We start from the raw sequence: 24,881 nt of genomic DNA, 5'->3' as shown, positions 1-24,881 counted from the left end.
GCGGCGGGCACCGTCGGCCGCGCCAAGGGTCGAGCAGGCCCTCAGGCCTGTCCCCGGATGGGGGTCATCCGCAGGTCGAAGGCGTTTCCGGCGTCGCCCAACGCGGCGCGCAGCCGCCCGACCAGCTCCGGCCCCCGCATCAGCGCCACCACCCGGTCGACGTCGGGGCCCGTTTCGCGGTCCTCGTCGAGCCGCGGGACCGCGTCGCGCATCGCCGCGTGCAGGATCCGCGTGACGGGGGCGAGGTGGGGCGGGGCGCGCAGGTCGACCGCCTGGGCGGCCACCAGCGCCTCGATGGCCACCAGCATCCGCAGCGGCTCCAGCTGCTCGCCGAGCTTGCGGATCGTCAGCGGCGTCTGCGGCGCGTGGTCCTCGACGCCGTCCGACACCGGCAGGGCGTCGAGGCTCGCCGGCATGGCCTTGAGGCGGACTTCCGCGTGCAGGGCCGCGGCCGTCTTGCCGAGCGCGTTCAACCCCGCCGAAGCGCCGCCGACCGGCGACAGGTAGCGGGGCAGGCCGGTCATCCGCGCGTCCAGCATCTTGGCAGCCCGCCAGGCGACGCCGGTGGCGAGCTGCGCGCCCGCGATGGCGAGCGCGTCGAAGGCCAGGGCGATGGCGGGGGTGTGGAAGTTGGCGGTCGACAGGATGAGGCCGTCGTCGGCGAGCACCAGCGGGTTGTCGGCGGCGGCGTTGACCTCGGTCTCGACGCTTTCGACCGCGGCCTCGAAGGCGGCGAGCGCGGTGCCGACCACGGGGGCGAGGGTGCGGAAGCTCAGGGCGTCCTGGACCGAGCGCGCGGCGCCGGGCGCGTGCAGCGCGCTCCCGTCGAGCGCGGCGCGGAACAGGGCGGCGGCGCGCTCCTGCCCCCGCGCGGGCCGGGCCGACGCGAGCCGGGGATCGAAGATGCGCGGGTTGGCGGCATAGCCCTCGCAGGACAGCGCCGCGACGGCGGCGGACAGGAGCGCGAGGTCGGCCCAGTCGCGCAGCACCGCGACGGCGTGGCCGCAGCTCACCGCGCTGGAGTTGAGGATCGCGAGCCCGTCCTTGGCGGCGAGGCGGGCCGGGGCGAGGCCGGCTTCGGCCAGCGCCTCGGCGGCGGGACGCCGGGCGCCGCCGACGAACACTTCGCCCCGCCCGATCGCCGCCAGGCCGATGTGGGCGCAGAGGCCGAGGTCGGCGGCGCCGATCGAGCCCCGGCCCGGGATCACGGGGGTGAGGCCGGCGTCGAACATCGCCACCAGGAGGTCGAGCACCGCCGGGCTGATCCCCGAGCCGCCGGCGGCCAGCCCGACGATGCGGCACAGCAGCATGAGCCGCGCGACCGGCTCCGGGAAGGGCTCGCCCACGCCGATCGAGCGCCCGCGGACGAGCTGCACCTGGAAGGCCTCGACCTCGCCGGGCGTCAGCCGATAGGCGAGGTTGCCGCCGAGCCCGGTGTTGAGGCCGTAGACGGGCTCGTCGCCGCCGGCATGGCGCTCGACGACCGCCCGCGCGGCGGCGACCCGCGCCCGCGCGGCCGCGGACAGCGTCACCCGTCGGCCCGGCCGCGCCGCGGCCTCGACCAGGCCCAGGCCGAAGGGGACATCGCCCAGGACATGCGTCGTCACGTCGGATCCTTCCCGCGGGCCCTCGCCCCGGGGCGGGTTCGTGCGCCCGGCGCGCCGTTCAGAACACCATCTGCCCGCTCCAGGCCGCGGCGTCGGGGACGGGGAAATCCCGCGCCCTGGCCAGGACGTCGACCAGGGCGTCGGCGATGTGGTGCAGGGCGGCGGCGGGGCCGTAGCCCAGCACCACCCCCACCGACACCGTCACGGCCAGCATGAAGGCGTTCCAGGTGATCCGGTCGAAGGCCGAAACCTCGCCGTTGTGCGATGCGACATGCGGGGTGGAGCGTCGGCGGATCATGGTCGGCCCTCGTGAGATGGGCCTCCTTCTACGCCATCGGCCCGCCTCGGGATGCCGGCGCGGGCGTGACGCTGCCATGCCGATGCTGCATCGCAACATGGCGCGTTCCCGCTCCGCCCGCCCGCGCGGGCGGAGCGGGAACGGCTCACAGGACGGTCTGGACCCAGCCGAACGGGTCGGGCGCGATGCCGCGCTGGATGTCGGTCAGGGCCGTGCGCAGGCGCTTGGTGATCTCGCCGGCGTTCTCGCCGCCGCCGATCGCGAAGCCGCCGTCGGGCGTCTTCACCGTGCCGATGGGGGTGATCACCGCGGCGGTGCCGCAGGCGAAGGCTTCGCGCAGGCGCCCGCTCGCGGCGTCGGCGCGCCACTGGTCGAGGGAATAGGGTTCCTCGCGCACCGGGATGCCGTCCCGCCGGGCCAGCGCCATGACGGAGTCGCGGGTGATGCCGGGCAGGATGGTGCCGAGCGGCGGGGTGGCGAGCGAGCCGTCGTCGAAGGCGAAGAAGATGTTCATGCCGCCGAGCTCCTCGACCCAGCGGCGCTCGGCCGCGTCGAGGAACACCACCTGGTCGCAGCCGTGGCGCGCGGCTTCGGCCTGGGCGACGAGGCTCGCCGCGTAGTTGCCGCCGCATTTGGCGGCGCCCGTGCCGCCCGGCGCCGCGCGGGTGTAGTCCTGCGACACCCACACCGACACGGTTTCGGCGCCGCCCTTGAAGTAGCGGCCCACCGGCGACGCGATCACCATGTAGAGGTATTCGGCGGACGGCTTGACGCCCAGGAACACCTCGCTGGCGAACATGAAGGGGCGAAGGTAGAGGCTCGCGCCGGCCGTCGTGGGGATCCAGTCGCGGTCCACCGCGACGAGCTGGCGGACGGATTCGACGAACAAATCTTCGGGCAGGGCCGGCATGGCGAGGCGCGCGGCCGATTCCGCGAAGCGCCGGGCGTTGGCTTCGGGCCGGAACAGCGACGCGCCGCCGTTGCCGGTCGCGTAGGCCTTCATGCCTTCGAAGATTTCCTGGGCGTAGTGGAGCACGGCGGCGGCGGGATCCATGGGGATCGGCGCGCGCGCTTCCACGCGGGCGTCGTGCCAGCCACGCCCTTCCGAATAGTTGATCACCACCATGTGGTCGGTGAAGACGCGGCCGAAGCCGGGGTTGGCCAGCAGTTCCGCCCGGCGTTCTGCGGGCACGGGCGACGGGTGCGGGTGCAGGGCGAAGCTCGGGCCTGGGCCGGGGATCTGTGACGACATGGGCTCCGCTCCGGGCTGGTGACCGCGGGAAGGGGGCGCCGGGGTCGGCGGCCCGGAGGGCCGGGCGTCGGCCCGTGCGCCGCGGTGGGTCGCGATGTAACGGGCCGGGGCGGCCCCGTCAAAGGGCGCGTGGCGCAGAGCGGTCGGGGCGTGCCGAGGCACCGGCCCGCGCCCCGGCGCCCTGCGGGGCCGCGGCGGGCGGTTTCCCCCGACCCCGGCCTTTCCCGCTCACGCCGGAGGCGATCCCCCGCCGATGGACATGCTTTGCCCGTCGCGGGCCGCGAACGTGCCGGCGCGGGCCGCGGCGGCCTCGGCTTCGATGCGCGCCATGACGGCGTCGTCGTGGGACGGGTCGTGGTGGAACAGGGCGAGCCGGCCCACGCCGGCGGCTTCGGCCAGCGCGACGGCCTGCCGCCAGGACGAGTGGCCCCAGCCGCGCCGGCCGCCGATCTCGGACGGCGTGTAGCTCGCGTCGAGCACCAGCAGGTCGAGCCCGCGCGCCAGGGCGACCAGCGCCGGGTCGGGCGCGTCGCCGGCCGCCTCGTGGTCGGTGAAATAGCCGAAGGAGCGGCCCCCGAAGTCCACCCGGTAGGCGGTGGCGCCGCCGGGGTGGTTCAGCGACGCGGTGCGGAGGGCCACGCCGTCGCCCATGTCGAAGCCGTCGCCGGCCTGGAAGTCGCGGTAGACCAGCGTCGCCGCGAAGGTTTCGGGCGTGATGGGAAAGAGCGGACGGGTCATCAGCTGGGCCACGGCGTCGTGCAGGTGCTCGTCGCTGTCGCGGTGGCCGGTCCACAGCCGGATGGTGGTGTCGCGCCGGAACGCGGGGGCGAAGAAGGGCAGGCCGATGAGGTGGTCGATGTGGCAATGGCTGACGAGCAGGTCGAGCGCGCCGGCGCGCCCGTCGTCGACGAGCCGGCGCCCGAGCGGGCGGATGCCGCTGCCGGCGTCGAACACCAGGGTGCGGCCCCCGCAGCGCAGCTCCACGCAGGCCGTGTTGCCGCCGTAGACCGCGAATTCCGGGTCGGGGCAGGGGATGCCGCCGCGAACGCCCCAGAACTTGACCCACATGTCGGCCGTCATCGCGGGAGTCCGGAGGGGCGCGTCGGCCGGAAGGCCCGGGGCGCGGTGGCGGCCATTGTGGCACGGATGGGCCCGGGACGCGAGGGCCGGCGAGCGGTCGGGCCGGCACCGCGTCCCCGCGTCGGCCACCTCGGCGGGGCCGGGGCGGGACCGCGCCACCGCGTCGCGCGGTCGACATCCGCCCGCATTCCGTGCTCCATTGGGCGGCCGCGACGCCGCACCGGCGGCCGCCGGATCGGATCCCCGGGTCGAGAGCGACGATGGCCGAAGGGCGTCACCATCCCTACAAGGACCAGCCGGCCCGCGCGTTCTGGCGCCGCAGCGTGGAGGGCGTCCACCCGCTGGAGATCGGCGGCTGGTACCGCAGGAAGTTCTCGCTGGAAGGGCGCCGCCTCGCCACCGGCGGGTCCTGCTTCGCGCAGCACATCGGCCGCGAGATGAGGCGCCGCGGCGCCGACTACCTCGACGTCGAGCCCGCCCCGGGCTTCCTGCCGCCCGCCCTGCACCTCGACCACGGTTACGGCATCTATTCGGCCCGCTACGGCAACCTGTACACGGCGCGCCAGCTGCTCCAGCTCCTGCAGCGCGCCGCGGGCGAGATCGACCCCGTCGACCGCGCCTGGGTGCGGGGCGACGGCTTCGTCGATCCCTTCCGTCCCAACATCGAGCCCGGCGCGGTCGGCACCGCCGAGGAAGTCGAGGTGCTGCGCCGCCACCACCTCGCCCGCGTGGTCGAGCTGTTCGAGCGGACGCAGGCCTTCGTGTTCACGCTGGGCATGACCGAAACCTGGATGTCGAAGGAGGACGGCACGGTGTTCCCCGTGGCGCCCGGCACGGGCGGCGGCGAATGGGACCCGTCCCGCTACAGCTTCCTGAACCTGTCCTTCACCGACATCCTGGCCGACATGGAGGCCGTGATCGCCCGGCTGCGCGCCATCAACGGGGACATGCACTTCCTGTTCACCGTCAGCCCGGTGTCCATCATGGCGACCGCCACGCCCGACCACGTCGTGGTGGCCAACACCTATTCGAAGTCGCTGTTGCGCGGCGTCGCCGGCGCCCTCGCCGACAAGTACCCCTTCGTGGACTATTTCCCCGGCTACGAGATCACCACCGCGCCGCCCATGCGGGCCATGTTCTACAACAGCGACATGCGCACCGTTTCGGCTGCCGGCGTGCGGCACGTCATGGAGCACTTCTTCGCCGAGCACGCGCCCGCGGCCCCGGGCCCCACGCGCGTCAAGGTCGGCGCCGCCGCCCCGGTGCCCCCGCGCCCGGCCGCCGCGGAGGATGCGGAGCGCGTGCTCTGCGACGAGGAGATCGCTTCGGTGTTCGGGCGCTACTGATGGCGGACGTCCTGGTCTTCGGCGACAGCCACACGGCCGCGCTGCGCCGCGGGCAGGTCGCCGTCGAGGCGGAGGGCGCCTGGCCCGCCGGGCTGCGCCTGTGCGTGCGCCCGCTCGGGGGCGGCCATCTCGCCACCGAGCCCTTCTTCGCCGACCGCGGCGACCACGCCGAGGTCACGCTGCCGGAATACCGCCGCCAGTTCGACCGGCTGCCGTGCGCGGACGACCCCCCCGACAGGATCTTCGGCGTGTCGGCCCTTCTGCACCCGGTGCGGTTGTGGCGCGGCGCGGCCTGGCAGGACTTCGCCCCGGCCGACATGGACCTGCCGGGCGCGGCACCCGTGTCGAGCGGCACCATCCGGCGCCTCGCCCTCGACGACCAGCGTCCGATGCTGGAGCTCGTGGCGCTGCTGCGGCGCATCGGCCGGCGCGTCTTCGCCATCGAGGCCCCCCGCCCGTTCCGCCACCACCCCGCGCTGCGCAGGACGCCGGCGGCCGTGGTGATGCGCGTCGACCGGCTGTACCGCGCGACGATCCGGGCCGAGCTCGACCGCCTCGGCGTGCCCGTGGTCGACGTTCCGGACCGCTGCCTCGACGCCGAAGGCTTCACCCTCGCGGAGTTCGGCCAGCCCGGCGACCCGCACCACGGCAACGAGGGCTACGGCGCGATCATGATGCGCGAGGTGCTGGCTCATCTCCGCGTCGACGGGCCGAGCCCGCCCCCCATGCTTCACGAAGGATGAGCCCCCCATGAGCCTCGTCGAAACCGATCCCGCGCCGAAGCCCGGCATGCGCGCCAAGGTGATCGAGGAATATGCCACGCTGTTCCGCACCCACGCGCTGGCCGGCCCCGTGCTGGAGATCGCGGGGGGCTCGCGCGATGGCGCGGTCGCCGGGGCGCCCTTCCTGGCGGGCTTCGAGCGCCATGTCGTGGTGGCGGACGGCGGCGGCGAAGCCGGCGGCGTCCATTTCCACAAGGGCGAGCCCAACGACCTCGCGCCGCTGTTCGACGACGGCTGCTTTTCGGCGGTGATCTGGGACCGGGCGCTGGAGCGCGACCCGCGCTTCTGGCTCACGGCCGCCGAGATCCGCCGCGTCCTGGCGCCGGGCGGTTCGCTGGTGGTCTGCACGCGGGGCTTCGGCAAGGCCAACAAGTTCGGCGTCAAGGTCGTGGGGGGCAGCGGCAACCCTATCTCCTTCATGACCGCCACGGCGGCCCTGTCGGCATCGGGGCCCGACCACCTGCGTTTCAGCCCGCAGGGGCTGCGCCGCGTCGTCCTCGACGGCTTCGACGTGAAGGAGCTGCGCTCCTCCTTCATGACGCCCCACCTATTCGCGGTGGCGCAGAAGCCGCGGTGAGGGCCTCGCGCGCCCTCGCGGCCGCGCTCGCCTGCGCGGCGGTCGGCCTTTCGGCCCCGGCGCGCGCCGGCGACTTCGCGGACCTCCGCTACGGGCCGGACCGGCTGCAAAGCCTCGACCTCCACGTGCCGGACGGCGGCGGCCCGGCCCCCCTCGTGGTGTATTTCCACGGCGGGGCCTTCGTGGGCGGCGACAAGCACCCCTGCGCGCCGCAGCTCGTCGCGATGCTGGCCGCCCGCGGCATCGCCTTCGCCTGCGCGGACTACCGGCTCGCGCCCGCGGTGCGCTTCCCCGCACCCATGCAGGACGGCGCGCGCGCCGTGCAGTGGCTGCGGGCGCATGCGGGCGACTACGGCCTCGACCCGTCCCGCGTGGCCCTGATGGGCCTGTCGGCCGGCGCCGGCGTGGCCTTCTGGGTCGCGTTCCATCCCGACGGCGCCGACCCGTTGTCGCCCGACCCGGTGCTGCGCCAGCCGACGGGCGTGTCGGCCGTGGTGACGGCCAACGCCCAGGCCACCTACGACCCGGCCGACATCGCGGCGCGCTTCCGCACCGACCGCCTGCCGCGGTGGCTGGCGCAGTTCTACGGCGCGGGTTCGACGGCCGAGCTCGGCGACGCGCGCTTCCGCGCCGCCGAAGCCGACGCGTCGCCGATCCACACGATCCACGCCGGCGCGCCGCCGGTCTACAGCTGGTACGGCAAGGCCGCCGAGCCGCTGCCGGCCGATGCGTCCCCCGCCGACTACGTCCACAGCCCGGCCCAGGGCGATCTGCTGGCCGAGGCGGCCCGCGAGCGCGGCGCGACGCTGACGCTGCGCACGGCCGCCGACACGGGCGGCTGGCGGGGCTTCCTCGGCGAAGCCGTGCCGTTCCTCGCCGACCACCTCGGCCGCTGATCCCGGCCGAACCCGGGCCGGCCGCATCGACCCCCGGGGTGAGCTGTGCTAAGCGGGCCTCCGCGAGGGCGGCCCACGGAGGCCCGCTTCTCCCCGCAAGGGGGAAGGGCGGGACGGCGTGGGGAAGCCCGCGCGGTCGCGCCGAGCGGTGGCCCCAGCCGGATCCGCGGGCGGGCGGCGACCCTTCGAACGGCACGGCATGACGGTTTCGGACCCTTCCGCCCGGGATGAAGCGCGCGACGCGGCATCGGCCGGCGTCGCGGCCTTCCGCCGCCGGGACTTCGCCGCCGCGGCGGCCCGCTTCGAGGCCGCGGTCGCGCTGGCGCCCGCCGAGGCTGCCCCCCGCCTGTGTTCCGCCCGCGCCCTCGCCCTCGCGGGCCGGCTCGCCGACGCCCGCCGCGCCTGCGACGAGGCCGCGCGCCTCGACGGCGCGGACGTCCGCGCGCCGCTGCTCGCCGCCCGCCTCGCCGCCCGCGCCGACGACGGCCGCGCCCGCATCGCCCATCTCAAGGCCGCCGCGGCGCTGCGCCCCGGCGCCGTGGCGCTGCGCCTGCAGCTCGCCGCGGCGCTCGGGCGCCGCCTCCAGCACCGGCCCGCCCTGGCGGCCGTCGCGGAAGCGCTGGCGCTGGCGCCCGCCGACCCGGCCGTGCGGCTCGCCGCGGCGCGCTGCCACCTCGCCCTGAACGCCCTCGACGCCGCCGCCGGGGAACTCGCGCTTTCGGGCACCGGGGGGCCGCTCGAGCCCGAGCGCGAGCGGCTGCGCGCCGACCTCGCGCTGCGTCGCGAGCGCGCCGGGGGGCCGGCGGCCGGCGTCGCCCCGGTCGCGGCGGCGGGATCGCCGCCGCCCGCGGTCGCCCCGCCCGCCCCGCCCCGCCCGGCCGTCGCCCTGGCGGACGTGGAAGCGTCGGTGACGGCCGCCACGCTGCGCCGGATCGACCGCGCCCGCCGCCGGCCGCGGCTGACGGACCACCTGCTGATCCTGCGCGCCCTGGTGCTGCGCGACCTGCGGGCCCACCACCGCAACGGCGTGCTCGGCGCGCTGGTCGAGCTCGTGCGGCCCGCCGTGGTGGTCTTCGTGCATTATTGGCTGTTCTATTTCCTCAAGAGGCCCATGCCGGGGCAGATCCCGATCGAGGTCTACGTGCTGGCGGGCTTCTCCACCTGGTTCGCCTTCCAGGCGACCTGGGCCGGCGCCGCGACGGGCGGCAGGTGGCCGGCCGGCGCCACGGCGTGGCCGGGCATCACCGACATGCACCTGCGCGTCGCCAAGGCGGCCTGGGGGCTCATGCTCAACCTGTCGTTCTGCCTGCTGGCGCTGCTGCCGCTGGAACTGTTCGGCCTCGACATGCCCCTGCCCGACGTGCCGGAAACATGCCTCGTCTTCGCCATGGCGGGCGGCTCGGGCTTCGGGCTCGGCCTCACCCTGGAAGGGCTCGGGCGCCGGCTGTCCTTCGTCAAGACATTCGAGAAGCTGCTCACCTGGGCGCTGTTCATCAGCTCGGGCCTGTATTTCTCCATCGCCACCACCCCCGCCCTGGTGGCACGCTATTACTGGTACGACCCGCTGCTCCACCTCCTCGAGCACGAGCGCCACGCCTTCGACCCCGGCTATCCGGTGGCGCTGCTCGACCTGCGCTATCCGGCGCTCTTCACCGTGGGGCTGCTGGTCACGGGCCTCCTCGTCTACCGGAGCGCGGGTTGCCCGGATCACGACTGATCCACCTCATCGACGCGGCGAAGAGCTTCCCGCGCGTCGGCGCGTCGCCGCACGTCGTGCTGCTCCCCGGCACCATCAGCCTGCCGACCGACGGGCGGCTCGGCGTGCTGGCGGGGCGCAAGGCGGGCAAGACCACGCTGCTGCAGCTCCTGGCCGGAACCGTGAAGCCGGACGGCGGGGCGGTGACGGGCGCCGATCCCATGTCGCCCGCCGTCAACGCCGCGCCGCTGATGCACCCGGGGCTGAGCGCGGTGGAGAACCTGCGCTTCCTGGCGCGCGCCTACGGGTTCGACGCCGACGGCCTGCTGACCGCGGCCGTGTCGCTCGCCGGCTCCGACATGCTGCTCGACCGGCCCTTGAAGGGGCAGGACGGGGCCAAGCGGCGCAATTTCGAGGCGGCGACCACATTTGTGATCCCTTTCGGTTGCTATCTCGTCGACGAGGTGAGTCAGATCGACCCGGAGGTGATGGCGCGCTGCTTCGCCCTGGCGGCGCATCGGCGCGCCGGCGTGATCTTCTCGACGTCGCAGCCCCGCTTCGTGGTCCAGCACGCCGAGGCGGCCGTCACGCTGCGCGACGGCGTGCTGAAACTGTTCGCCGAACCGCGCGACGCGGTCGAGGATCACGATACCGGCAGGCACGGATGAGCGACGCCCCATGAGCGACCCGCGATGAACGAGGTGGACGATACCGGGACCGCCGTCGTCAGGGCCGGGCCGGACGGGAAGCCCGCGGCCCCGGCCCGGCCCGGCCGCGGGCTCGGGCCGCGCCGCGCCGCCGCCGCGCCGGCGGAGGCCGCGGCGGGCGGCGCGGTGGGCTGGCCCGCCACCGCCCAATATGCCGTCGCCCTGGTGGAGCGCCGCCGCTCGCGCTCGCGCCGCCTCCTCGCCTGGTTCACCCTGGTCGTGCTGCTGCCGACGCTGCTGACCGCGCTCTACACGCTGTTCGTCGCCACGCCCCGCTACACGTCCGACTTCGAGCTGACCTACCAGACCTACCGCGGCCCTTCGAGCCTCGCGTCCGGCCTCGTGCAGAGCGTCACCGGCACGGCGCAGAGCAACACGGTCGACCTCGGCACCATCGTCTACGAATACCTGCGCTCCTCGACCCTGGCCGACAGGCTCGACCGCGACCTCGACCTGCGCCGGCATTTCGACGCGTCGCACATCGACTGGCTGTCGCGGCTCGAACCGGACGCGTCGCGCGAAACCTTTCTCGACTACTTCCGCTCCCGCGTTCAGGTGAGCCAGGGGCTCGGCGGCTACATCAAGGTGGAGGTCGACGCCTTCGACCCCGCCTTCGCCCAAACGCTCGCCAAGGCCATCGTGACGGCGGCCGACGGCATGGTCGACGACCTGACCTCCCGCGCCCGCGCCAACGAGGTGAAGTTCGCCGAAGCCGAGCTCGGCCGGGAAGAGGAGCGCGTGCGCAAGGCCCGGGTCGCCCTGACGGAGTTCCAGAACAGGCAGGGCGACCAGGACCCGACCCGCGCCGCCAGCCAGCTCGGCACCATCGTGGGCTCGATCGAGGGCCAGCTCGCCGACGCGCGAGGCCAGCTCACCGGCGTCGCGGGCCAGCTGGCGCCGAATTCGCCCATCGTCGTGCAGCTGAAATCCAGGATCGCCGCGCTGGAAGGCCAGCTGAAGTCGGAGCAGGGACGCCTCGCGTCCGACAGGCCCGCGGCGTCCGGCGCCGCTGGAACCGTGGGAGCCGCTGCGGCGGCGCCCTATTCGCAGGTCCTGAACGACTACCAGGCGCTCCAGCTCGAACAGGAGTTCGCCAAGAACGCCTACATGGCGGCGCAGCAGGGGCTCGTCGTGGCGCGGGCGGATGCCGCCACCAAGCAGAACTACCTCGTCGACTTCATCCCGCCCGACCTGCCGGAGCACGAAAGCTACACCTTTCCCGTCGAGGCCACCGTGACGGTGTTCCTGTCGGCGCTGCTGCTCTTCGCCTTCGGCAGCCTCGTGATGGGCGCGGCGCGCGACCAGATCATGGGCTGAGGCCGTTTCCCCCGCGGCGCGGCCGGCCGGGCCCACGAAGCGTGTCCTTTCGGCCGCTCCCGGGGGCTTTCGCAACCCAGCGCGGTGGATGGCCGGGGCGGGTGGCTGGCCAAGCGCCGCGGGCGAGGTTACGGAACCCTGAAGATCGACGGGAACTCGCCGCGTGGGGGCGCAGGCTTCATCGGAGCGTTGGGATCCATGTCTTCCAGGTCGGCGGCTGCCGTCGGGTGCGCCCTGCTGCTGGGCGCCGCGACCCTGAGCGGCTGCTCGGAGCTGCCGAGCGCGGCACCCACGGCCGTGGAGTTCATCGCCCCCGGCGCCGTCTCGGGGAACCCCGGCTACGTGCTGCTCGACCTCGACCCCACGGTGGCGAAGGCGATCTCGAGCTACCGGCGCGCGGGCCTGTCGTCCCTGGGGGCCGACGTGTACCGGCCGTCGCTGGTGTTGAAGCCGGGCGACGTCGTCGCCGTCACGGTGTTCGAGGTCGCGCCCATCCCCCTGTTCGGCGCCGCGCCGGCGCTGAACGGCCCCGCCGACAAGGGCGCCCCGGTGGGCGGCCACACCGCGACGCTGCCGGCCCAGGTGGTGGAGCAGGATGGCACCGTGCCGGTGCCCTTCGGCGGCACCGTGAAGGTGGCGGGGCTCACGCCCGCCCAGGCGGGCCGCGCCATCGCCCGGTCGCTGGACGGCAAGGCCACCAACCCGCAGGTCCTGGTCAGCCTCGTCAGCTCCACGGTCAACACGGCGTCGGTCAACGGCGACGTCGGCAAGCCCGGCCTCGTGCCCATCACGCTGCGGGGCGAGCGCGTGCTCGACGTCATCGCCGAGGCGGGCGGCCCCAGGGACCCGCCCTTCGACACGGACGTGCAGCTCGTGCGCGGCGGCCGCGTGGCGCGGGCGACGATGCAGAGGCTCGTCGAGGACCCGCGCGAGAACATCCGCATCGAGCCCGGCGACAACCTGGTGCTGATCCGCAACCCGCGGAGCTTCTCCGTGCTGGGGGCGGCGCTGAAAGTGTCGCAATACGATTTCAACGTCGAGCGCGTGACCCTGGCCGAGGGCGTGGCGCGGGCCGGGGGCGGCAACGACGCCATCGCCAACGTCGGCCAGATCTTCCTGATGCGCTTCGAGCCCCCGGCGCTGGTGAGGACCCTGCTGCCGCCCGGCGACCCGCGGCTGACGGCGCTCGCCGGCAAGGTCGAGCCCGTGCCGGTCGTCTACCATTTGGACCTGCGCGCCGCGTCCGGCTACTTCATCGGCCAGTCGGTGCAGATGCGCGACAAGGACACGGTGCTGATCACCAACGCCGACGCGGTGGAGCTCAGCAAGGCGGTGCAGATCATGCGCGGCATCGCCGGCATCTACTACGACTTCCGCGGGCCCGTGACGACCACCACCACGACGGCGCGCCGCGTCATCACCAGCACGAGCGACGGCGGGGGAGGGGAGTGAGCGACACCCAGGAGGCGGCGGCGTGATCCCGCCCCGCCGGACCCACGTCAACCGCGGCCCCATGGCGGGCCAGCGCCGCCGCGTGCGCGTGCTGCAGTCGCTGCGGCTCGGCGGCTTCTGGTCGAAGCTGCAGGCGCCGTTCCGCTTCGCGTCCGTGCTGCTCCTGCCGTGGCTGCGGGCGCGGCTGAGCCTGCGGGCGCTGGAGCTCGTGGCCGGGCCGGCCTCGGCGCCGGCCGGGCGGGCCCTCGTGGTGGTGGCGGCCCACCACGGCGACCACGCGCTGGCCCAGGCCTTCCTGGCGCACCACCGCGGGCTCGGCGCGAAGCATTTCGTGTTCCTCGACCTGTCGTCCGACGGCGGGCTCGCGGGGCATCTCGGGGCCGAGCCCGGCTGCGCGGTGTGGCGACCGCGCGCCGGCCCCGGGGGCGGCAAGGCGCTCACCTGGCTCAACGGGCTGCGCGGGCGCTACGCCACCGGCCGCTGGTGCCTGTCCCTCGCCACGACCGACGCCTTCGTGTTCTACCGGTGCGAAAGCCGCAGCCTCGGGGACTTCACCGAATTCCTCGATTCCGAAAGCCGCGAGCACGTCTACGCGCTGGTGGTGGAGATGTACGGGGAGCGCCCGGCCGCCGAGCTGGCGGCCGAAGGCGCGCCGCCCGCGGCGCTCGACCGCTTCGACGCCTTCGGCTTCGTGACGCTGGACCCCGGGCGGTTCCGCAACGTCATCGTGCGGGGCGGGCTGCAGCGCCGCACCCTGCACCGGACGAAGCCGCGGCAAAGCCCGGCGCTGAACCGCGTGCCGCTGGTGAAGTGGCAGTGGTTCTACGGCTACGTGGCCGGGACGCGGCTGGTCGTGCCCGCCTACCTCAACAGCCCGCACACGCCCTGGCATTCGAGCCCGACGGGCTGCATCCTGCGCTACGCGCTGCTGGCCCGGCCCGAAACCCTGGAGGTGGCGGCGCGCCACGAGGCGGCCGTGACGGTGAAGGACGGCGGCCTCGCCGCCTATCCGGGGCTGCTGAAGCTGCGCGACGCGTCGCCCCTGGGGGACGCGAGCCGCCGCTACCGCACCACGCGGGACCTCGTGGACGCCGGGTTGCTGAACCCGGGGCAATGGTTCTGAACGGGTTCGCCGAAGGCTACCTGACGAGGTTCGCCGCGATCTCGCAGGCCTTGGCGGTGGGGCGGCCCGTGCCGTCGACGAGGCCGGGTTTGGCCATCCAGGCCACCACGCCCTCCACGCCGCCCTCCACCGCCTGGTCCATGCCGGGCAACCCTTCGACCTGCCCGCGGCTCCACAGCGCCGGGTTCTCGCTCGACCACACGGGCCGGCCGCCGGCGGCCTCGACCAGCGCCCCCCAGGCCGCCGCGGTGGCGCCCGCGTCCTTGTCGGCGTTGTGGGAGCCCACGATGTCGAACAGCGCCGCGACGGCGGGGTCGCGCGCGAGGCTTTCCGCGGAGCGGCCGACGTGCTGCCGGTCCGGCCCCATCAGCAGCACCGGCACCGTCAGCTTCGCCCGCACGAGGCGGGCGACCCGGGCGATGCGGCGGTTGTCGAGCCCCGCCTCGTTGAACGGCGACAGCACGTCGGGCCGGAACGCCGCCGCGTAGTCGGCGATCCAGGACGCGTAGCGGTCGTCCGACCAGCCCACGAAGGGCTTCATCCCCACCGACATCGGGCTCGCGTAGATCGACAGCCCGAGGCTTCGCGCGGAGGCGAGGACGTCGCCGTAGAGCGGCGGGTAGTCGGCCGCGCCGGCATAGGCCGGCACGATCGGCAGCCGCACGCCGTTGACGCCCGCCTCGCCCGCCAGCCCGTCCAGCACCGCGCGGTAGTTGGCGCGGGTGAGGGCGGTGGCGGGCGAATACAGCTCGTGTTCGGGGAAGGACGTCTTCAGGTCGGCGAGGTAGTGCCCCACCCGGCCGGCGTAGCGCCGCGCCGCGGGCGGCGACGCGGCCGGGCAGGGCGGTGCCGCTTCCCCGGGCCCGGCGGACAGCAGGCCGAGCCCCAGCGCCAGCGACGCCGCGACCCGGCGGGTGGGGGAAGCCTGCATCGTGTCATCCTTCTCGAGGGCGTCGGTCACAGCAGCGCCAGGGCGTTCGACACTTCGCCGCCGCCTTGGCCGCCGCCTTGCCCGCCCCCTGGGCCGCCGCCCTGTCCCAGCACGTCGAACACCACCGGGTCGATGCCGCCGCGCACCAGGAGGTCGATCACGCCGCGGCGCCGCGCGCGGAAGTCTTCCACGGCCGCGACGCGCTCGGCTTCCAGCGCTTCGGGCGTGATGTCGATGCGGACGCCGAGGCAGGTTTCCAGCCGGCTCAGCCAGTCGGGGCCGATCCGCCGGGGGTCGAACTTCTGGGCCCAGCCCTTGGGGCGGGCGTCCACGGCGGCCTTGAAGCGCCGGTCCGCCGCGCCGCCCTGGCTGTGGAACGCCTTGAGGAACACGCGGAAGCGGTGGGCCGCGGCTTCGGCCGGCATCTCGTCCAGCGCCGCGGGGTCGAAGGGCGCGCCCAGCGCCGGGTGGGGGCCGCCGAGCGCCTCGGAGAAGGCCACCAGCGGATCGCCGCCGAGCTGCGCCAGCCGCACGTCGGGGCGCCCCGCCAGCTCCTCGGCGACGGATCCGCCCTGCTCGGCCCGCAGCAGGAAACCGGTCGAGCGTTCGGGCTCGGCCCGCACCACGTCGGTGAGGAAATCGACGCCCGACATGTTGCGCATCTCGACGTCCGCTTCGCCGTAGGACGCGAAGGCTGAGGCCCGGTCGGCGAACTCGATGGCGGCGGGGTGGAACAGCTGGCCGTGCAGCCGCACGTTCGCGGCGCGCGACAGCACGCGGTGGGCGAAGCCGAGCTCGGCCGTGCTGGTGCCCACCACCGCGAAGCAGGGCTTGGCCACGCGCCGGTTCGCCGCCCAGCCGCGCTCGCCCCCGCCCGCCAGCGGGCGGTTCGGCGGCCCGTCGCGGTGGGCGAGGCGCCAATCGTCGTATTCCGTGGAGCGCAGCCCCACGTCCTCGTCGATGAAGGGCTTCGCCCGGCGTTCACCGCGCCAATAGGGGTCGAGCAGGTCGCGCAGCGCCATGTCGTGCGACGACAGCTTGCGCGCCATGAAGAAGCGCTGGCGCGTCAGGTAGTCGAGGTGGTCGGCGTGGTACACCACGGGGTAGCCGTAATCGGTGAACTGGTAGAGCGTCAGCGGGCAGTTGATGATGCGGTGGTCGGGCACGACCTGCCGCACCAGGGTTTGGAAGAACAGCTCGTCCGGCACCAGCGTGGTGCGGAAGAAGGCCAGCACGTCGGGCCGGCGCGCGATCTCCATCACGGCCTGCAGGGTCGGCCAGGTCAGCACCCACCATTGCGAGCCGAGGTGGGGGACCATGTCGGCGACGAAGCGGCGCTTCAGCCCGAGCCGCCGCTGCAGGCGGAACAGCCGGTCCGTCAGGAGGGGGCGTTCGCGCCAGTTGAAGGGCCAGCGGTACTGGTAGCGCTCGCGCTGCGGGCCGCTCTTCACCCACTTCACGGTGTCGGAGGGCACGCTCTCGATGAACTCGTCGCCGCGGTTGCGCTCCAGGAAAGCGTCGAGCTCGGCGGCGGAGCGGATCGGATAATCCATCGCGCTCATCAGGTAGACGTAGTCGGGCGCCCAGCCGGCTTCCGCGACCGCCTCGACGGCGTTGAGCGTCGCCTGCACCACCGACCACTCGCCCCAGCCGACCCGGACGCGCCGGGCGAAGCGCACGCGGTCACCCAAGGCCGCCAGCGACGCCTTCAGCGCGTTGAACTCGGCTTCCGGCACCTTGGCGTCGTAGTGGATCACCATGCGGTGGCCCGTGGCCGTCAGGGTCCGGGCCACGCGGGCGACGAGCGACGCCGCGTTGTGGGCCAGAAGCACGAACACGATCTGCAACCGCTTCTCCCCCTTCCGCGCCCCGCCGGGGGTGGGCTCCCGTAACACGGTTCGGACGCCGCGATCCACAGGGGACGGCGCTCGGGACGGCCGCGGCGGGGCCGGGCCGCTCCCGCGGCCCGCGGCGGATCCGCGCGAGAATGAACGTTCATTGACTCGCCCTGACTGAACGTTCATTATCGCTGCATCAGATGGAGCCCGACGATGATCGCGCTGAACCCCACCGACCTCGACATGCCCTCGCCGAACGCGCTCCGCGCCGCCGTGGCGGCGCGCCGTTTCGCAGCTCGGCGGGGGCGCGCGCTGGCGGTGGCGCGGGCCGCCTTGGCGCCGGCCGTCCTGCTCCCCGCGGCCCTGCTGCTGCTCGGCTGCTGCGCCCTGCTCGCCGTGACGGGCGTGGGGCCGGCGAGCTGGCAGGCCCGGCTCTGCGCCGAAGGCGGGCCCCAGCCGGCGTCCTGCGCGGCGCCGGCACCCGGGCGCGACGCGGCGCGGGCGCCGGGCTGGGCGGACCCGTCCCGGTGACGGCGGCGCCGGCGGTCGATCCCGGCGGCCTCCCCGCCGACCGGCACGGGCGCATCCTCGATGCCGCCGAACGCTGCCTCGTCCGCAACGGCTTCGACCGGACGACGATGCAGGACATCGCCCGCCAGGCCGCCATGAGCCCCGCCAACCTGTACCGCTACTTCGGCTCCAAGGAGGCGCTGGTCGTCGGGCTCGTCGAGCGCGAACACCTGCGGGGCGCCGCGCTCGTCGAGCGGCTCGGGCGCGAGGGCGACGGGCGCGCGGCGGTGCTGGGCGTGATCGACGCCTATTTCGGCCGGATTTCGCGCGACCATGCCATCCTCCGCCTGGGGATCTGGTCGGAAGCGACCCGCAACCCCGCCATAGCGGCCCTCGTGGCGCGGACCGAGGAGGACGGCCGCGCCTGGTTCGTCGGTGCCCTGTCCCGGCTCTTCGGCCCGGCGGGCCGCGACCCGGCCGCGTTCCACGCGGAACTGGCCGTCGCCTTGAAGGGGATCGTGGTCAGCAAGGCCGTCCTGCCGGAATACGATCCCGCCCCGGCGGTGGCCCGCCTCCGCGCCGCCCTGGACACCGGCCCTTCGGGGTGGCATGCCGCCAGCCCCGAAACCGGGTCATGAGGCCAGCGGCCGAGGGGTTCGGCCGTCGGCGCGCGCGAACGCATGCCGCCGCTCGTGCGGCGCAACGCGCCCGGGATGCGCCAGCACGTCCATCCCCTCTATGACGCGCCGATCCCGCCACCGATGGGCGCCGTTCCGGCCGTGTCGCCCCCCATCCCCATCCCTATCGTGTTCCAACCGAGGCTTCCCGCCATGACGCGTCTCGTTTCCTTCCGGCTCGCGGCCACGCTCGCCGGCACCGCCGCCCTCGCCTGCTGCGCCGCCGGTTCGGCCTTCGCGGCCGACGCCACCGGCACTTGGCTCACCGAGGACGGCCGCGGCCGCATCCGCACCGAGCATTGCGGGCCCGGCAAGGCGGACCTGTGCGGCTACGTGGTGTGGATGAAGGAGCCCATGGACGAGAAGGGGAAGCCGCGCCTCGACGAATCCAACCCGGACGCCAAGAAGAAGGCCCGTCCGGTGCTCGGCCACGAGCTGATGACGGCGTTGAAGCCCGCCGACGAGGGCCGCTACGAGGGCAAGGTCTACAATGCCGACAACGGCAAGTCCTACGACGTGAAGGTGTGGAGCGAGGAGCCGGCCGAGCTGTCCGTCAAGGGCTGCCTGTTCTCCTACCTGTGCAAGACGCAGTCCTGGAAGCGGGTGAGCGACGTGGTGCCGGGCCAGCTGGTGGGTGCGACCGACGCCGCCGGCGGCCCGCGCTCGGACCGCTGACCCGGTTTCCGGACGGATGGACCCGCGCCCGCACCCAGGGTGGCGCCCGTCGCGGGGCGGCCGGTGAGGGCGCGGCCGCCCCGCCCCTCGCCGTGCGGGCCCGCCGGCGACGGCCGCGCGACCGCACCCTCCGGCGCCGGTCGCGACCTCCCGAACGGCGGCGGGCGGCCGCGGCGCGGTTCCGCTCCGGGCGGCCGGCAGGCTCTGGTGGTCGACGGCGCCTGCTATGTGCTGGCGAGCCTCGCCGTGCTGGGCATCGTCGAGCTGTTGTACGGGGCGGGCTGACGCGTCGCCCCGTCCCTCACGCCAGCAGGTCCACCGCCGCGATCAGCCGCGCCACGTCCTCGTCGCGCGACAGGCGATGGTCGCCGTCCTTGATCAGGGTGATGCTGACGGGGTCGGAGGCGAGGTGCTCGACGAGCCGCATGGCGTGGGCCCACGGCACGTCCTCGTCCCGCATGCCCTGCAGGATGTGGACCGGCCCGTGCGAGCGGATCGGGCCGCCGAGCAGCAGGTGGTCCCGCCCGTCCTCGATCAGCGCCCGCGTCACCGGATAGGGTTCGGGGCCGTAGGGCGACGGCCGCATCCAGCGGCCGTTCTCCTCGATCTCGCGCCGGACCTCGGGGCCGAACCGCTCCCACATCAGCGCTTCCGTGAAGTCCACCGCGGGGGCCACCAGGACCAGCCCGGCGATGCGGTCCGCTTCGCCGGCCCCGGCCAGCGCCCGCGCGGCCAGGAGCGCGATCCACGCCCCCATCGACGAGCCGACCAGCACCTGCGGCCCCGCGCTCAGCGCGCGGATCGCCGCCAGGGCGTCGTCGAGCCACAGGCCGATCGTGCCGTCCTCGAAGCGGCCGTCCGAGGCCCCGTGGCCGGAATAATCGAAGCGCAGGCAGGCGCAGCCCCGCCCGCCCGCCCAGTGGTCGAGCGCCACGGCCTTGCCGGACGTCTGGTCGGACTTGAACCCCCCGAGCCACACCAGGCCGGGCCCCGCCCCCCCGTCGGCCGCCGGGCGCGCCGACACCGCCAGGCGGCGCTCGCCGCGAACCGTCCGCACGGGGAGCATTGTCGGCGGGGCGTCATGCGGCATAATCAGGGCACCGATCGGGAAGGCTTCATCCATGTGCACGAAACACCGTAGGCCCTGATGCCGCAAGCTTCCCCGAAGGGATCCGAGGATCTCGCCGGCGCCACCGTGCTGCAGATCATCCCCTCGCTCGACGCCGGCGGCGCGGAGCGCACCACCATCGACATCGCGGGCGCGCTGGTGGAGGCCGGCGGCCGGGCCCTGGTGGCGAGCCGCGGCGGCCGGCTCGTCAGCGAGCTGCAGGCGCGGGGCGGCATCTGGATCCCGTTTCCCGCCGGCGCCAAGAACCCCGCCGCCATGGCGTGGAACGTCGGGCGGCTGGCGCGGCTGATCCGGCTCGAACGGCCCGCGGTCGTCCACGCCCGCTCGCGCGCGCCCGCCTGGGTGGCGCTCGGCGCGGCGCGCCTCACCGGCGTGCCCTTCATGACGACCTTCCACGGCGCTTACGGGGGCACGAGCGCGCTGAAGCTGCGCTACAATTCCGTGATGGCGCGGGGCGACGTCGTGATCGCCAATTCGGACTACACGCGCGGGCTCGTCACCTCGCTGTATCCCTGGGCGGTGCCGCAGGTCGAGGTGGTCCACCGCGGCACGGACCTGCGCCAGTTCGCCCCCGCCGCGGTGGCGCCGGCGCGGGTGCAGAAGCTGCGCTCCGATTGGGGCGTGGAGGTCGGCGACCGCGTGGTGCTGCTCGCCGCGCGGCTGACGTCGTGGAAGGGCCACCGCGTGCTGATCGAGGCGGCGCGCCTGCTGAAGGCGGCCGGGCTCGCCGACACCAGCTTCATCCTGGCCGGCGACCCGCAGGGCCGCGACCGCTATGCGGCGGAACTCGATGCCGCGGTGGACGACGCCGGGCTGCGCGGGGTGGTGAAGCGCGTCGGACACGTCGCCGACATGCCGGCCGCCTTTCTCGCCGCCAGCGTCGTGGCGGTGCCGTCCACCAAGCCGGAAGCCTTCGGGCGCTCCGCCGTCGAGGCCCAGGCGATGGGCACGCCCGTGGTGGTGTCGGACCACGGCGCCGTTCCCGAAACGGTGCTGTCGGTCCCCCGCGTCGCCGCCGAAGCCCGCACGGGCTGGTGCGTGCCGCCCGACGACGCCCGCGCCCTGGCCCTGGCCATCGGCGAAGCCTTGGCGCTCGGCGCCAGCGCGCGGGACGGCATGGCGCGGCGCGCCCAGGCGCACGTGGCCGAGCATTTCTCGCTGGAACGGATGGAGGGCGCGACCCTCGCCCTCTACCGCGACGTCATCGCCGGGCGGCGGCGGGCGGCTTCGACGGCCCCTTCGCCGCAGGCGGAAAAGGGCGCCGCCGCGAAGCCGTGACGGGGCCTGCCCGGCGCGGATCGCGCCGCCGGGCGGGTCGCCGACGGAAGCGTCCGGCGGGGCCGGGCGATATCGTCCCGCCGCCTTGCGGCGGGACTGAGCGATGCCTTACTTCTTGCCGAAGTTGATGCCGGCGAAGCGCGAGTTGAAGCGCGACAGGCGGCCGCCGCGGTCCATCAGCTGCTGGGAGCCGCCGGTCCAGGCGGGGTGGGTCTTGGGGTCGATGTCGAGGTTCAGCGTGTCGCCTTCGGAGCCCATCGTCGAGCGGGTCATGAAGTCGGTGCCGTCGGTCATCACCACCTTGATCATGTGGTAGTGGGGGTGCGTCGCGTCTTTCATCGGGGTCCTCGGTTGTCGTCACGCAGGGCGGCGTGAGGACCCGATCGAAGCCCTCGTGGTATTCGCCATGCACGAAAAGATGGTGCGCGCCTATAAACCAGACGCGCGCCGAAGGCCAGCCCGCCCGGACCGGCGGGCCGGACGAAACCGCAGCGGGGACGCATGAAACGCAACAGGGGAACCGGGGACGCGGCGCGGGCGCCGCGCGGCTCGCTCAAGGCCTTGAAGCCGCTGCTGCCCTACGTGCGGCGCTACCGCGGGCGGATCGCGCTCGGCGTTCTGGCCCTCGCGGTCGCGTCCGCCGCCACCCTCGTGGTGCCCGAAGCCGTGCGCCGCCTCGTCGACTTCGGGTTCTCGGAAGACCGGGCCGGCGTCATCAACGCCTACTTTTCCGCCATGGTGGCGGTGGTGGCGGTGCTGGCCCTGGCGTCGGGCGCCCGCTACTACCTCGTGATGACGCTGGGCGAGCGCATCGTCGCCGACCTGCGTTCCGACCTCTACGCCCACCTCACCCGGCTCGACGCCGGCTTCTTCGACCGCTCGCAGACGGGCGAGCTCGTGTCCCGCCTCACCGCCGACACCACCCAGCTCAAGGCCACCTTTGGCTCCTCGGCGTCGGTGGTGCTGCGCAACCTGTTCCTGTTCGTCGGCGCCGTCGCCATGATGGTGGAGTCGAGCCCGAAGCTGTCGGGCTTCGTGCTGCTGGCCATCCCCGTCATCGTGCTGCCGCTGGTGCTGTCCGGCCGCGGGGTGCGCCGGCGGTCCCGCGCCGCGCAGGACCGCCTGGCCGACGCCATGTCGTTCGCCACCGAGAACCTCGGCGCCATGCGCACCGTCCAGGCCTTCGGCGCCGAGGGCGTCTCGACCGCGCGTTTCGACCGCGCCGTGGAGGGCTCCTACCGGGCGTCCGCCCTGGCGTCCCGCGCGCGGGCGCTGCTGACCGTGGTGGCGATCTTTCTCGCCTTCGGCAGCGTCGTCGGCGTGCTGTGGTTCGGCGCCCACGAGGTCATCGCCGGCCGCATGTCGGGCGGGCTGCTGTCGCAGTTCGTGCTCTACGCCGTGTTCGGCGCCAGCGCGCTGGGCCAGCTCAGCGAGGTGGTGAACGAGATTTCGGCTGCGGCCGGCGCCGCCGGGCGGCTCAGCGAGATCCTGGCCATCGCGCCCGCCATCGCGGCGCCCGCCGTCCCCGCCCCGCTCCCGCGGCCGGCGCGCGGCTCCATCGCCTTCGAGCGCGTCGGCTTCCGCTATCCCACGCGGGACCGCGACGCCGTGGTGAGCGACCTGTCCTTCGCGGTGCGGCCGGGCGAGCGGGTCGCCATCGTGGGGCCGTCGGGCGCGGGCAAGTCGACGCTGTTCCAACTGCTGACGCGCTTCTACGACCCGACCGACGGCCGCGTCCTCGTCGACGGCGTGGACCTGCGCGACGCGGATCCCGCCGCCGTGCGGGCCCGCATCGCGCTGGTGCCGCAGGACCCGGCGATCTTCTCCGCCTCGGTGGCCGACAACATCCGCTTCGGCCGGCCCGGGGCCAGCGACGAGGAGGTGCGCGCCGCCGCCGAGCGCGCCGCCGCCTGGGACTTCGTTTCGGCCATGCCGGACGGCGTCGAAACGCTCGTGGGCGAGCGCGGCACGACCCTGTCGGGCGGCCAGCGCCAGCGCCTCGCCATCGCGCGCGCCATCCTGAAGGACGCGCCGATCCTGCTGCTCGACGAGGCCACGAGCGCGCTCGACGCCGAAAGCGAGACGCTGGTGCAGCGCGCGCTCGACGAGGTGATGCGCGGCCGCACGACGCTGGTGATCGCCCACCGCCTCGCCACCGTGGTGACGGCCGACCGCATCCTGGTGATGCAGGGCGGCGCCATCGTGGAGGAGGGCACCCACGGGTCGCTGCTGGCGCGCGACGGCCTCTACGCCCGCCTGGCCCGGCTGCAGTTCGACGCGCAGGGGCCGCGGGCGTCGTCGTCCGCCGCCGCGGCGGAATAGGGCGGCGCGCATCGCCCGCTTTCGAAGCGGGGCGGAGCAGGATTGCATGGGTTTCCGCCGCGATCCTGCTTAGGATGGCGGCCAACCGATTCGACCGAAGGCGATCCCATGCCGGCTCCGAAGAAAGTCGCGTTCCTGTCGAAGGAATATCCGCCCTACGTGTACGGGGGCGCCGGCGTCCATGTGGAATACCTGGCGGCGGCCCTGGCCAAGACGGTCGACGTCGAGATGCGCTGCTTCGGCGACCAGTCGAGCACGGACGGCCGGCTGACGGTGCGGGGCTACCCGCAGTGGGACGAAACCAAGCGCGGCACCGACCCGCGCTTCGTCGGCGCCGTGGACGCCTTCGCGCGCTCCCTCGCCATGGCCAAGGACACGCTCGACGCCGACCTCGTCCATTGCCACACCTGGTACACCGACATGGGCGGGGTCATCGCCGCCAATCTGTGGGGCATCCCCAACGTCCTCACCATCCATTCGCTGGAGCCGCTGCGGCCCTGGAAGGTCGAGCAGCTCGGCAACGGCTACCACCTGTCGGCCTGGATGGAGCGCACCGCGATCGAGGAAGCGGACGGCATCGTGGCGGTGTCGCGCGAAACCAAGGCCGACGTGCTGCGCCTGTTCGACGTCGACCCCGAGCGGGTTCATGTCATCCACAACGGCATCGACCTCGACGAATACCGCTCCGTCGCGGGCACGGACGTGCTGACCCGCTGCGGCATCGACCCGTCCCGCCCGTTCCTGCTCTTCGTCGGCCGCATCACCCGCCAGAAGGGCATCATCCACCTCGTCAACGCCATCCCCGAGATCGATCCGTCGCTGCAGATCGTGCTCTGCGCCGGCGCGCCCGACACCCCCGAGATCGCGCGCGAGATGGCGGACGGCGTCGAAAAGGCGGCGGCCGAGCGTCCCGGCGTGATCTGGGTGCGCGAAATGCTGCCCCGCGCCGACATCATCCAGCTTTACAGCCACGCGGCCGTGTTCTGCTGCCCCTCGGTCTACGAGCCCTTCGGCATCATCAACCTCGAGGCCATGGCCTGCAACACCGCCGTGGTGGCCACCAGCGTCGGCGGCATCCCCGAGGTGGTGGTGCCGGAGGAGACCGGCCTGCTGGTCGACCCCGGCCTGGCGCCCGGGACCTTCGATCCCGCGGACCCGGCCGGCTTCGCGTCCGACCTCGCCGCCGCGGTGAACCGGCTCGCCGCCGATCCCGCGCTGCGCGAACGGTTCGGCGCGGCCGGGCGCAAGCGCGTCGAGGCGCATTTCTCGTGGGACGCCATCGCCGAACAAACGCTGGAGATGTACGGCAAGGTCCTGGAACGGCACGCGGCGCGCGCGAAGCCCTGAGCGGCGGGCGTCGCCGCCGGACCCGGGGGCGTGCCCGCGGC

24 protein-coding genes are annotated in these 24,881 nt (G+C 74.1%); 16 read left to right on the top strand and 8 right to left on the bottom strand.

The genetic code is table 11. The annotated features are described in order from the left end of the window. Positions 1 to 41: 41 nt before the first annotated feature. From D3273_RS17275 to D3273_RS17260, 4 genes are all read right to left on the bottom strand, one after another. A complete protein-coding gene (locus D3273_RS17275; protein ID WP_165359540.1) occupies positions 42 to 1,607 on the bottom strand; it encodes an HAL/PAL/TAL family ammonia-lyase in 1,566 nt (521 codons plus the stop codon). Positions 1,608 to 1,665: 58 nt separating this feature from the next. Beyond that, complete coding sequence (locus D3273_RS17270; protein WP_129228138.1) at positions 1,666 to 1,905, bottom strand: hypothetical protein; 240 nt, start codon at positions 1,903 to 1,905, stop codon at positions 1,666 to 1,668. A gap of 145 nt (positions 1,906 to 2,050) precedes the next feature. Further along, entirely contained in the window at positions 2,051 to 3,157 is a 1,107-nt protein-coding gene (locus tag D3273_RS17265; protein WP_129228137.1) for a branched-chain amino acid aminotransferase, read from the bottom strand. A 228-nt stretch (positions 3,158 to 3,385) separates the two neighbouring features. After that, positions 3,386 to 4,237: an MBL fold metallo-hydrolase gene (locus tag D3273_RS17260; protein ID WP_129228136.1), complete on the bottom strand. Its 852-nt coding sequence runs from the start codon at positions 4,235 to 4,237 to the stop codon at positions 3,386 to 3,388. Positions 4,238 to 4,497: 260 nt separating this feature from the next. Between D3273_RS17260 and D3273_RS17255 the strand changes: the two genes are divergently transcribed. From D3273_RS17255 to D3273_RS17220, 9 genes are all read left to right on the top strand, one after another. After that, positions 4,498 to 5,583, top strand: a complete 1,086-nt coding sequence (locus tag D3273_RS17255; protein WP_129228135.1) for a GSCFA domain-containing protein — start codon at positions 4,498 to 4,500, stop codon at positions 5,581 to 5,583. Then, the gene (locus D3273_RS17250; protein WP_129228134.1) at positions 5,583 to 6,326 is read left to right on the top strand and encodes a hypothetical protein; all 744 of its coding nucleotides are present in this window, start codon (positions 5,583 to 5,585) and stop codon (positions 6,324 to 6,326) included. The genes D3273_RS17255 and D3273_RS17250 overlap by 1 nt, the downstream gene beginning before the upstream one ends. Positions 6,327 to 6,333: 7 nt before the next feature. Continuing rightward, complete coding sequence (locus D3273_RS28330; RefSeq protein WP_165359539.1) at positions 6,334 to 6,942, top strand: class I SAM-dependent methyltransferase; 609 nt, start codon at positions 6,334 to 6,336, stop codon at positions 6,940 to 6,942. Beyond that, on the top strand, positions 6,939 to 7,838 hold the full coding sequence (locus D3273_RS28325) for an alpha/beta hydrolase fold domain-containing protein (RefSeq protein WP_165359538.1): 900 nt from the start codon (positions 6,939 to 6,941) through the stop codon (positions 7,836 to 7,838). The genes D3273_RS28330 and D3273_RS28325 overlap by 4 nt, the downstream gene beginning before the upstream one ends. A 199-nt stretch (positions 7,839 to 8,037) precedes the next feature. Beyond that, positions 8,038 to 9,555: a hypothetical protein gene (locus D3273_RS17240; protein WP_129228132.1), complete on the top strand. Its 1,518-nt coding sequence runs from the start codon at positions 8,038 to 8,040 to the stop codon at positions 9,553 to 9,555. After that, complete coding sequence (locus D3273_RS17235) at positions 9,537 to 10,202, top strand: hypothetical protein (RefSeq protein WP_129228131.1); 666 nt, start codon at positions 9,537 to 9,539, stop codon at positions 10,200 to 10,202. The genes D3273_RS17240 and D3273_RS17235 overlap by 19 nt, the downstream gene beginning before the upstream one ends. Positions 10,203 to 10,226: 24 nt before the next feature. Continuing rightward, on the top strand, positions 10,227 to 11,558 hold the full coding sequence (locus D3273_RS17230) for a KpsE/RkpR family capsule polysaccharide export protein (RefSeq protein ID WP_129228130.1): 1,332 nt from the start codon (positions 10,227 to 10,229) through the stop codon (positions 11,556 to 11,558). Between the two features lie 198 nt (positions 11,559 to 11,756). After that, a complete protein-coding gene (locus D3273_RS17225; RefSeq protein ID WP_129228129.1) occupies positions 11,757 to 13,010 on the top strand; it encodes a polysaccharide biosynthesis/export family protein in 1,254 nt (417 codons plus the stop codon). Between the two features lie 22 nt (positions 13,011 to 13,032). After that, positions 13,033 to 14,133: a glycosyltransferase family 2 protein gene (locus D3273_RS17220; RefSeq protein WP_129228128.1), complete on the top strand. Its 1,101-nt coding sequence runs from the start codon at positions 13,033 to 13,035 to the stop codon at positions 14,131 to 14,133. 16 nt (positions 14,134 to 14,149) lie between these two features. On the opposite strand, the gene D3273_RS17215 is transcribed toward D3273_RS17220, so the two are convergent. Continuing rightward, positions 14,150 to 15,064 (bottom strand): hypothetical protein, encoded by a 915-nt coding sequence (locus D3273_RS17215; protein WP_129228127.1) that lies wholly within the window; start codon positions 15,062 to 15,064, stop codon positions 14,150 to 14,152. Positions 15,065 to 15,090: 26 nt separating this feature from the next. Beyond that, positions 15,091 to 16,902, bottom strand: coding sequence for a beta-1,6-N-acetylglucosaminyltransferase (locus D3273_RS17210; protein ID WP_245501240.1), 1,812 nt, complete (start codon positions 16,900 to 16,902; stop codon positions 15,091 to 15,093). 213 nt (positions 16,903 to 17,115) lie between these two features. On the opposite strand from D3273_RS17210, the gene D3273_RS29245 reads away from it, so the two are divergent. The 4 genes from D3273_RS29245 to D3273_RS17195 all read left to right on the top strand — a co-directional run bounded on the left by D3273_RS29245 (position 17,116) and on the right by D3273_RS17195 (position 19,049). Next, the gene (locus D3273_RS29245) at positions 17,116 to 17,433 is read left to right on the top strand and encodes a hypothetical protein (protein ID WP_245501237.1); all 318 of its coding nucleotides are present in this window, start codon (positions 17,116 to 17,118) and stop codon (positions 17,431 to 17,433) included. Then, positions 17,430 to 18,050 carry a TetR/AcrR family transcriptional regulator gene (locus tag D3273_RS17205; protein WP_245501236.1) on the top strand — a complete coding sequence of 207 codons (621 nt, stop codon included), beginning with the start codon at positions 17,430 to 17,432 and terminating at the stop codon, positions 18,048 to 18,050. Before D3273_RS29245 ends, D3273_RS17205 begins: the two co-directional genes overlap by 4 nt. A gap of 192 nt (positions 18,051 to 18,242) precedes the next feature. Further along, positions 18,243 to 18,764, top strand: coding sequence for a DUF2147 domain-containing protein (locus D3273_RS17200; protein ID WP_129228124.1), 522 nt, complete (start codon positions 18,243 to 18,245; stop codon positions 18,762 to 18,764). Between the two features lie 63 nt (positions 18,765 to 18,827). Then, positions 18,828 to 19,049 carry a hypothetical protein gene (locus D3273_RS17195; RefSeq protein WP_129228123.1) on the top strand — a complete coding sequence of 74 codons (222 nt, stop codon included), beginning with the start codon at positions 18,828 to 18,830 and terminating at the stop codon, positions 19,047 to 19,049. 16 nt (positions 19,050 to 19,065) lie between these two features. On the opposite strand, the gene D3273_RS17190 is transcribed toward D3273_RS17195, so the two are convergent. Beyond that, on the bottom strand, positions 19,066 to 19,830 hold the full coding sequence (locus tag D3273_RS17190) for an alpha/beta hydrolase (RefSeq protein ID WP_245501235.1): 765 nt from the start codon (positions 19,828 to 19,830) through the stop codon (positions 19,066 to 19,068). An 81-nt stretch (positions 19,831 to 19,911) separates the two neighbouring features. Here D3273_RS17190 and D3273_RS17185 point away from each other — a divergent pair, with 81 nt between their 5' ends. Beyond that, positions 19,912 to 21,171, top strand: coding sequence for a glycosyltransferase family 4 protein (locus D3273_RS17185; RefSeq protein ID WP_129228122.1), 1,260 nt, complete (start codon positions 19,912 to 19,914; stop codon positions 21,169 to 21,171). A gap of 108 nt (positions 21,172 to 21,279) precedes the next feature. On the opposite strand, the gene rpmE is transcribed toward D3273_RS17185, so the two are convergent. Next, the gene (gene rpmE / locus D3273_RS17180) at positions 21,280 to 21,510 is read right to left on the bottom strand and encodes a 50S ribosomal protein L31 (RefSeq protein WP_129228121.1); all 231 of its coding nucleotides are present in this window, start codon (positions 21,508 to 21,510) and stop codon (positions 21,280 to 21,282) included. Between the two features lie 162 nt (positions 21,511 to 21,672). On the opposite strand from rpmE, the gene D3273_RS17175 reads away from it, so the two are divergent. Continuing rightward, positions 21,673 to 23,493 carry an ABC transporter transmembrane domain-containing protein gene (locus D3273_RS17175; protein WP_129228120.1) on the top strand — a complete coding sequence of 607 codons (1,821 nt, stop codon included), beginning with the start codon at positions 21,673 to 21,675 and terminating at the stop codon, positions 23,491 to 23,493. Between the two features lie 108 nt (positions 23,494 to 23,601). Next, the gene (glgA, locus tag D3273_RS17170; RefSeq protein ID WP_129228119.1) at positions 23,602 to 24,840 is read left to right on the top strand and encodes a glycogen synthase; all 1,239 of its coding nucleotides are present in this window, start codon (positions 23,602 to 23,604) and stop codon (positions 24,838 to 24,840) included. The last annotated feature ends 41 nt before the right edge of the window (positions 24,841 to 24,881 follow it).

This window comes from Lichenibacterium minor (assembly GCF_004137685.1).
Taxonomy (GTDB): Bacteria; Pseudomonadota; Alphaproteobacteria; order Rhizobiales; family Beijerinckiaceae; genus Lichenihabitans; species Lichenihabitans minor.
Note: the sequence above shows the minus strand (reverse complement) of the source record. Positions and strands in the feature narration are given on the sequence as shown.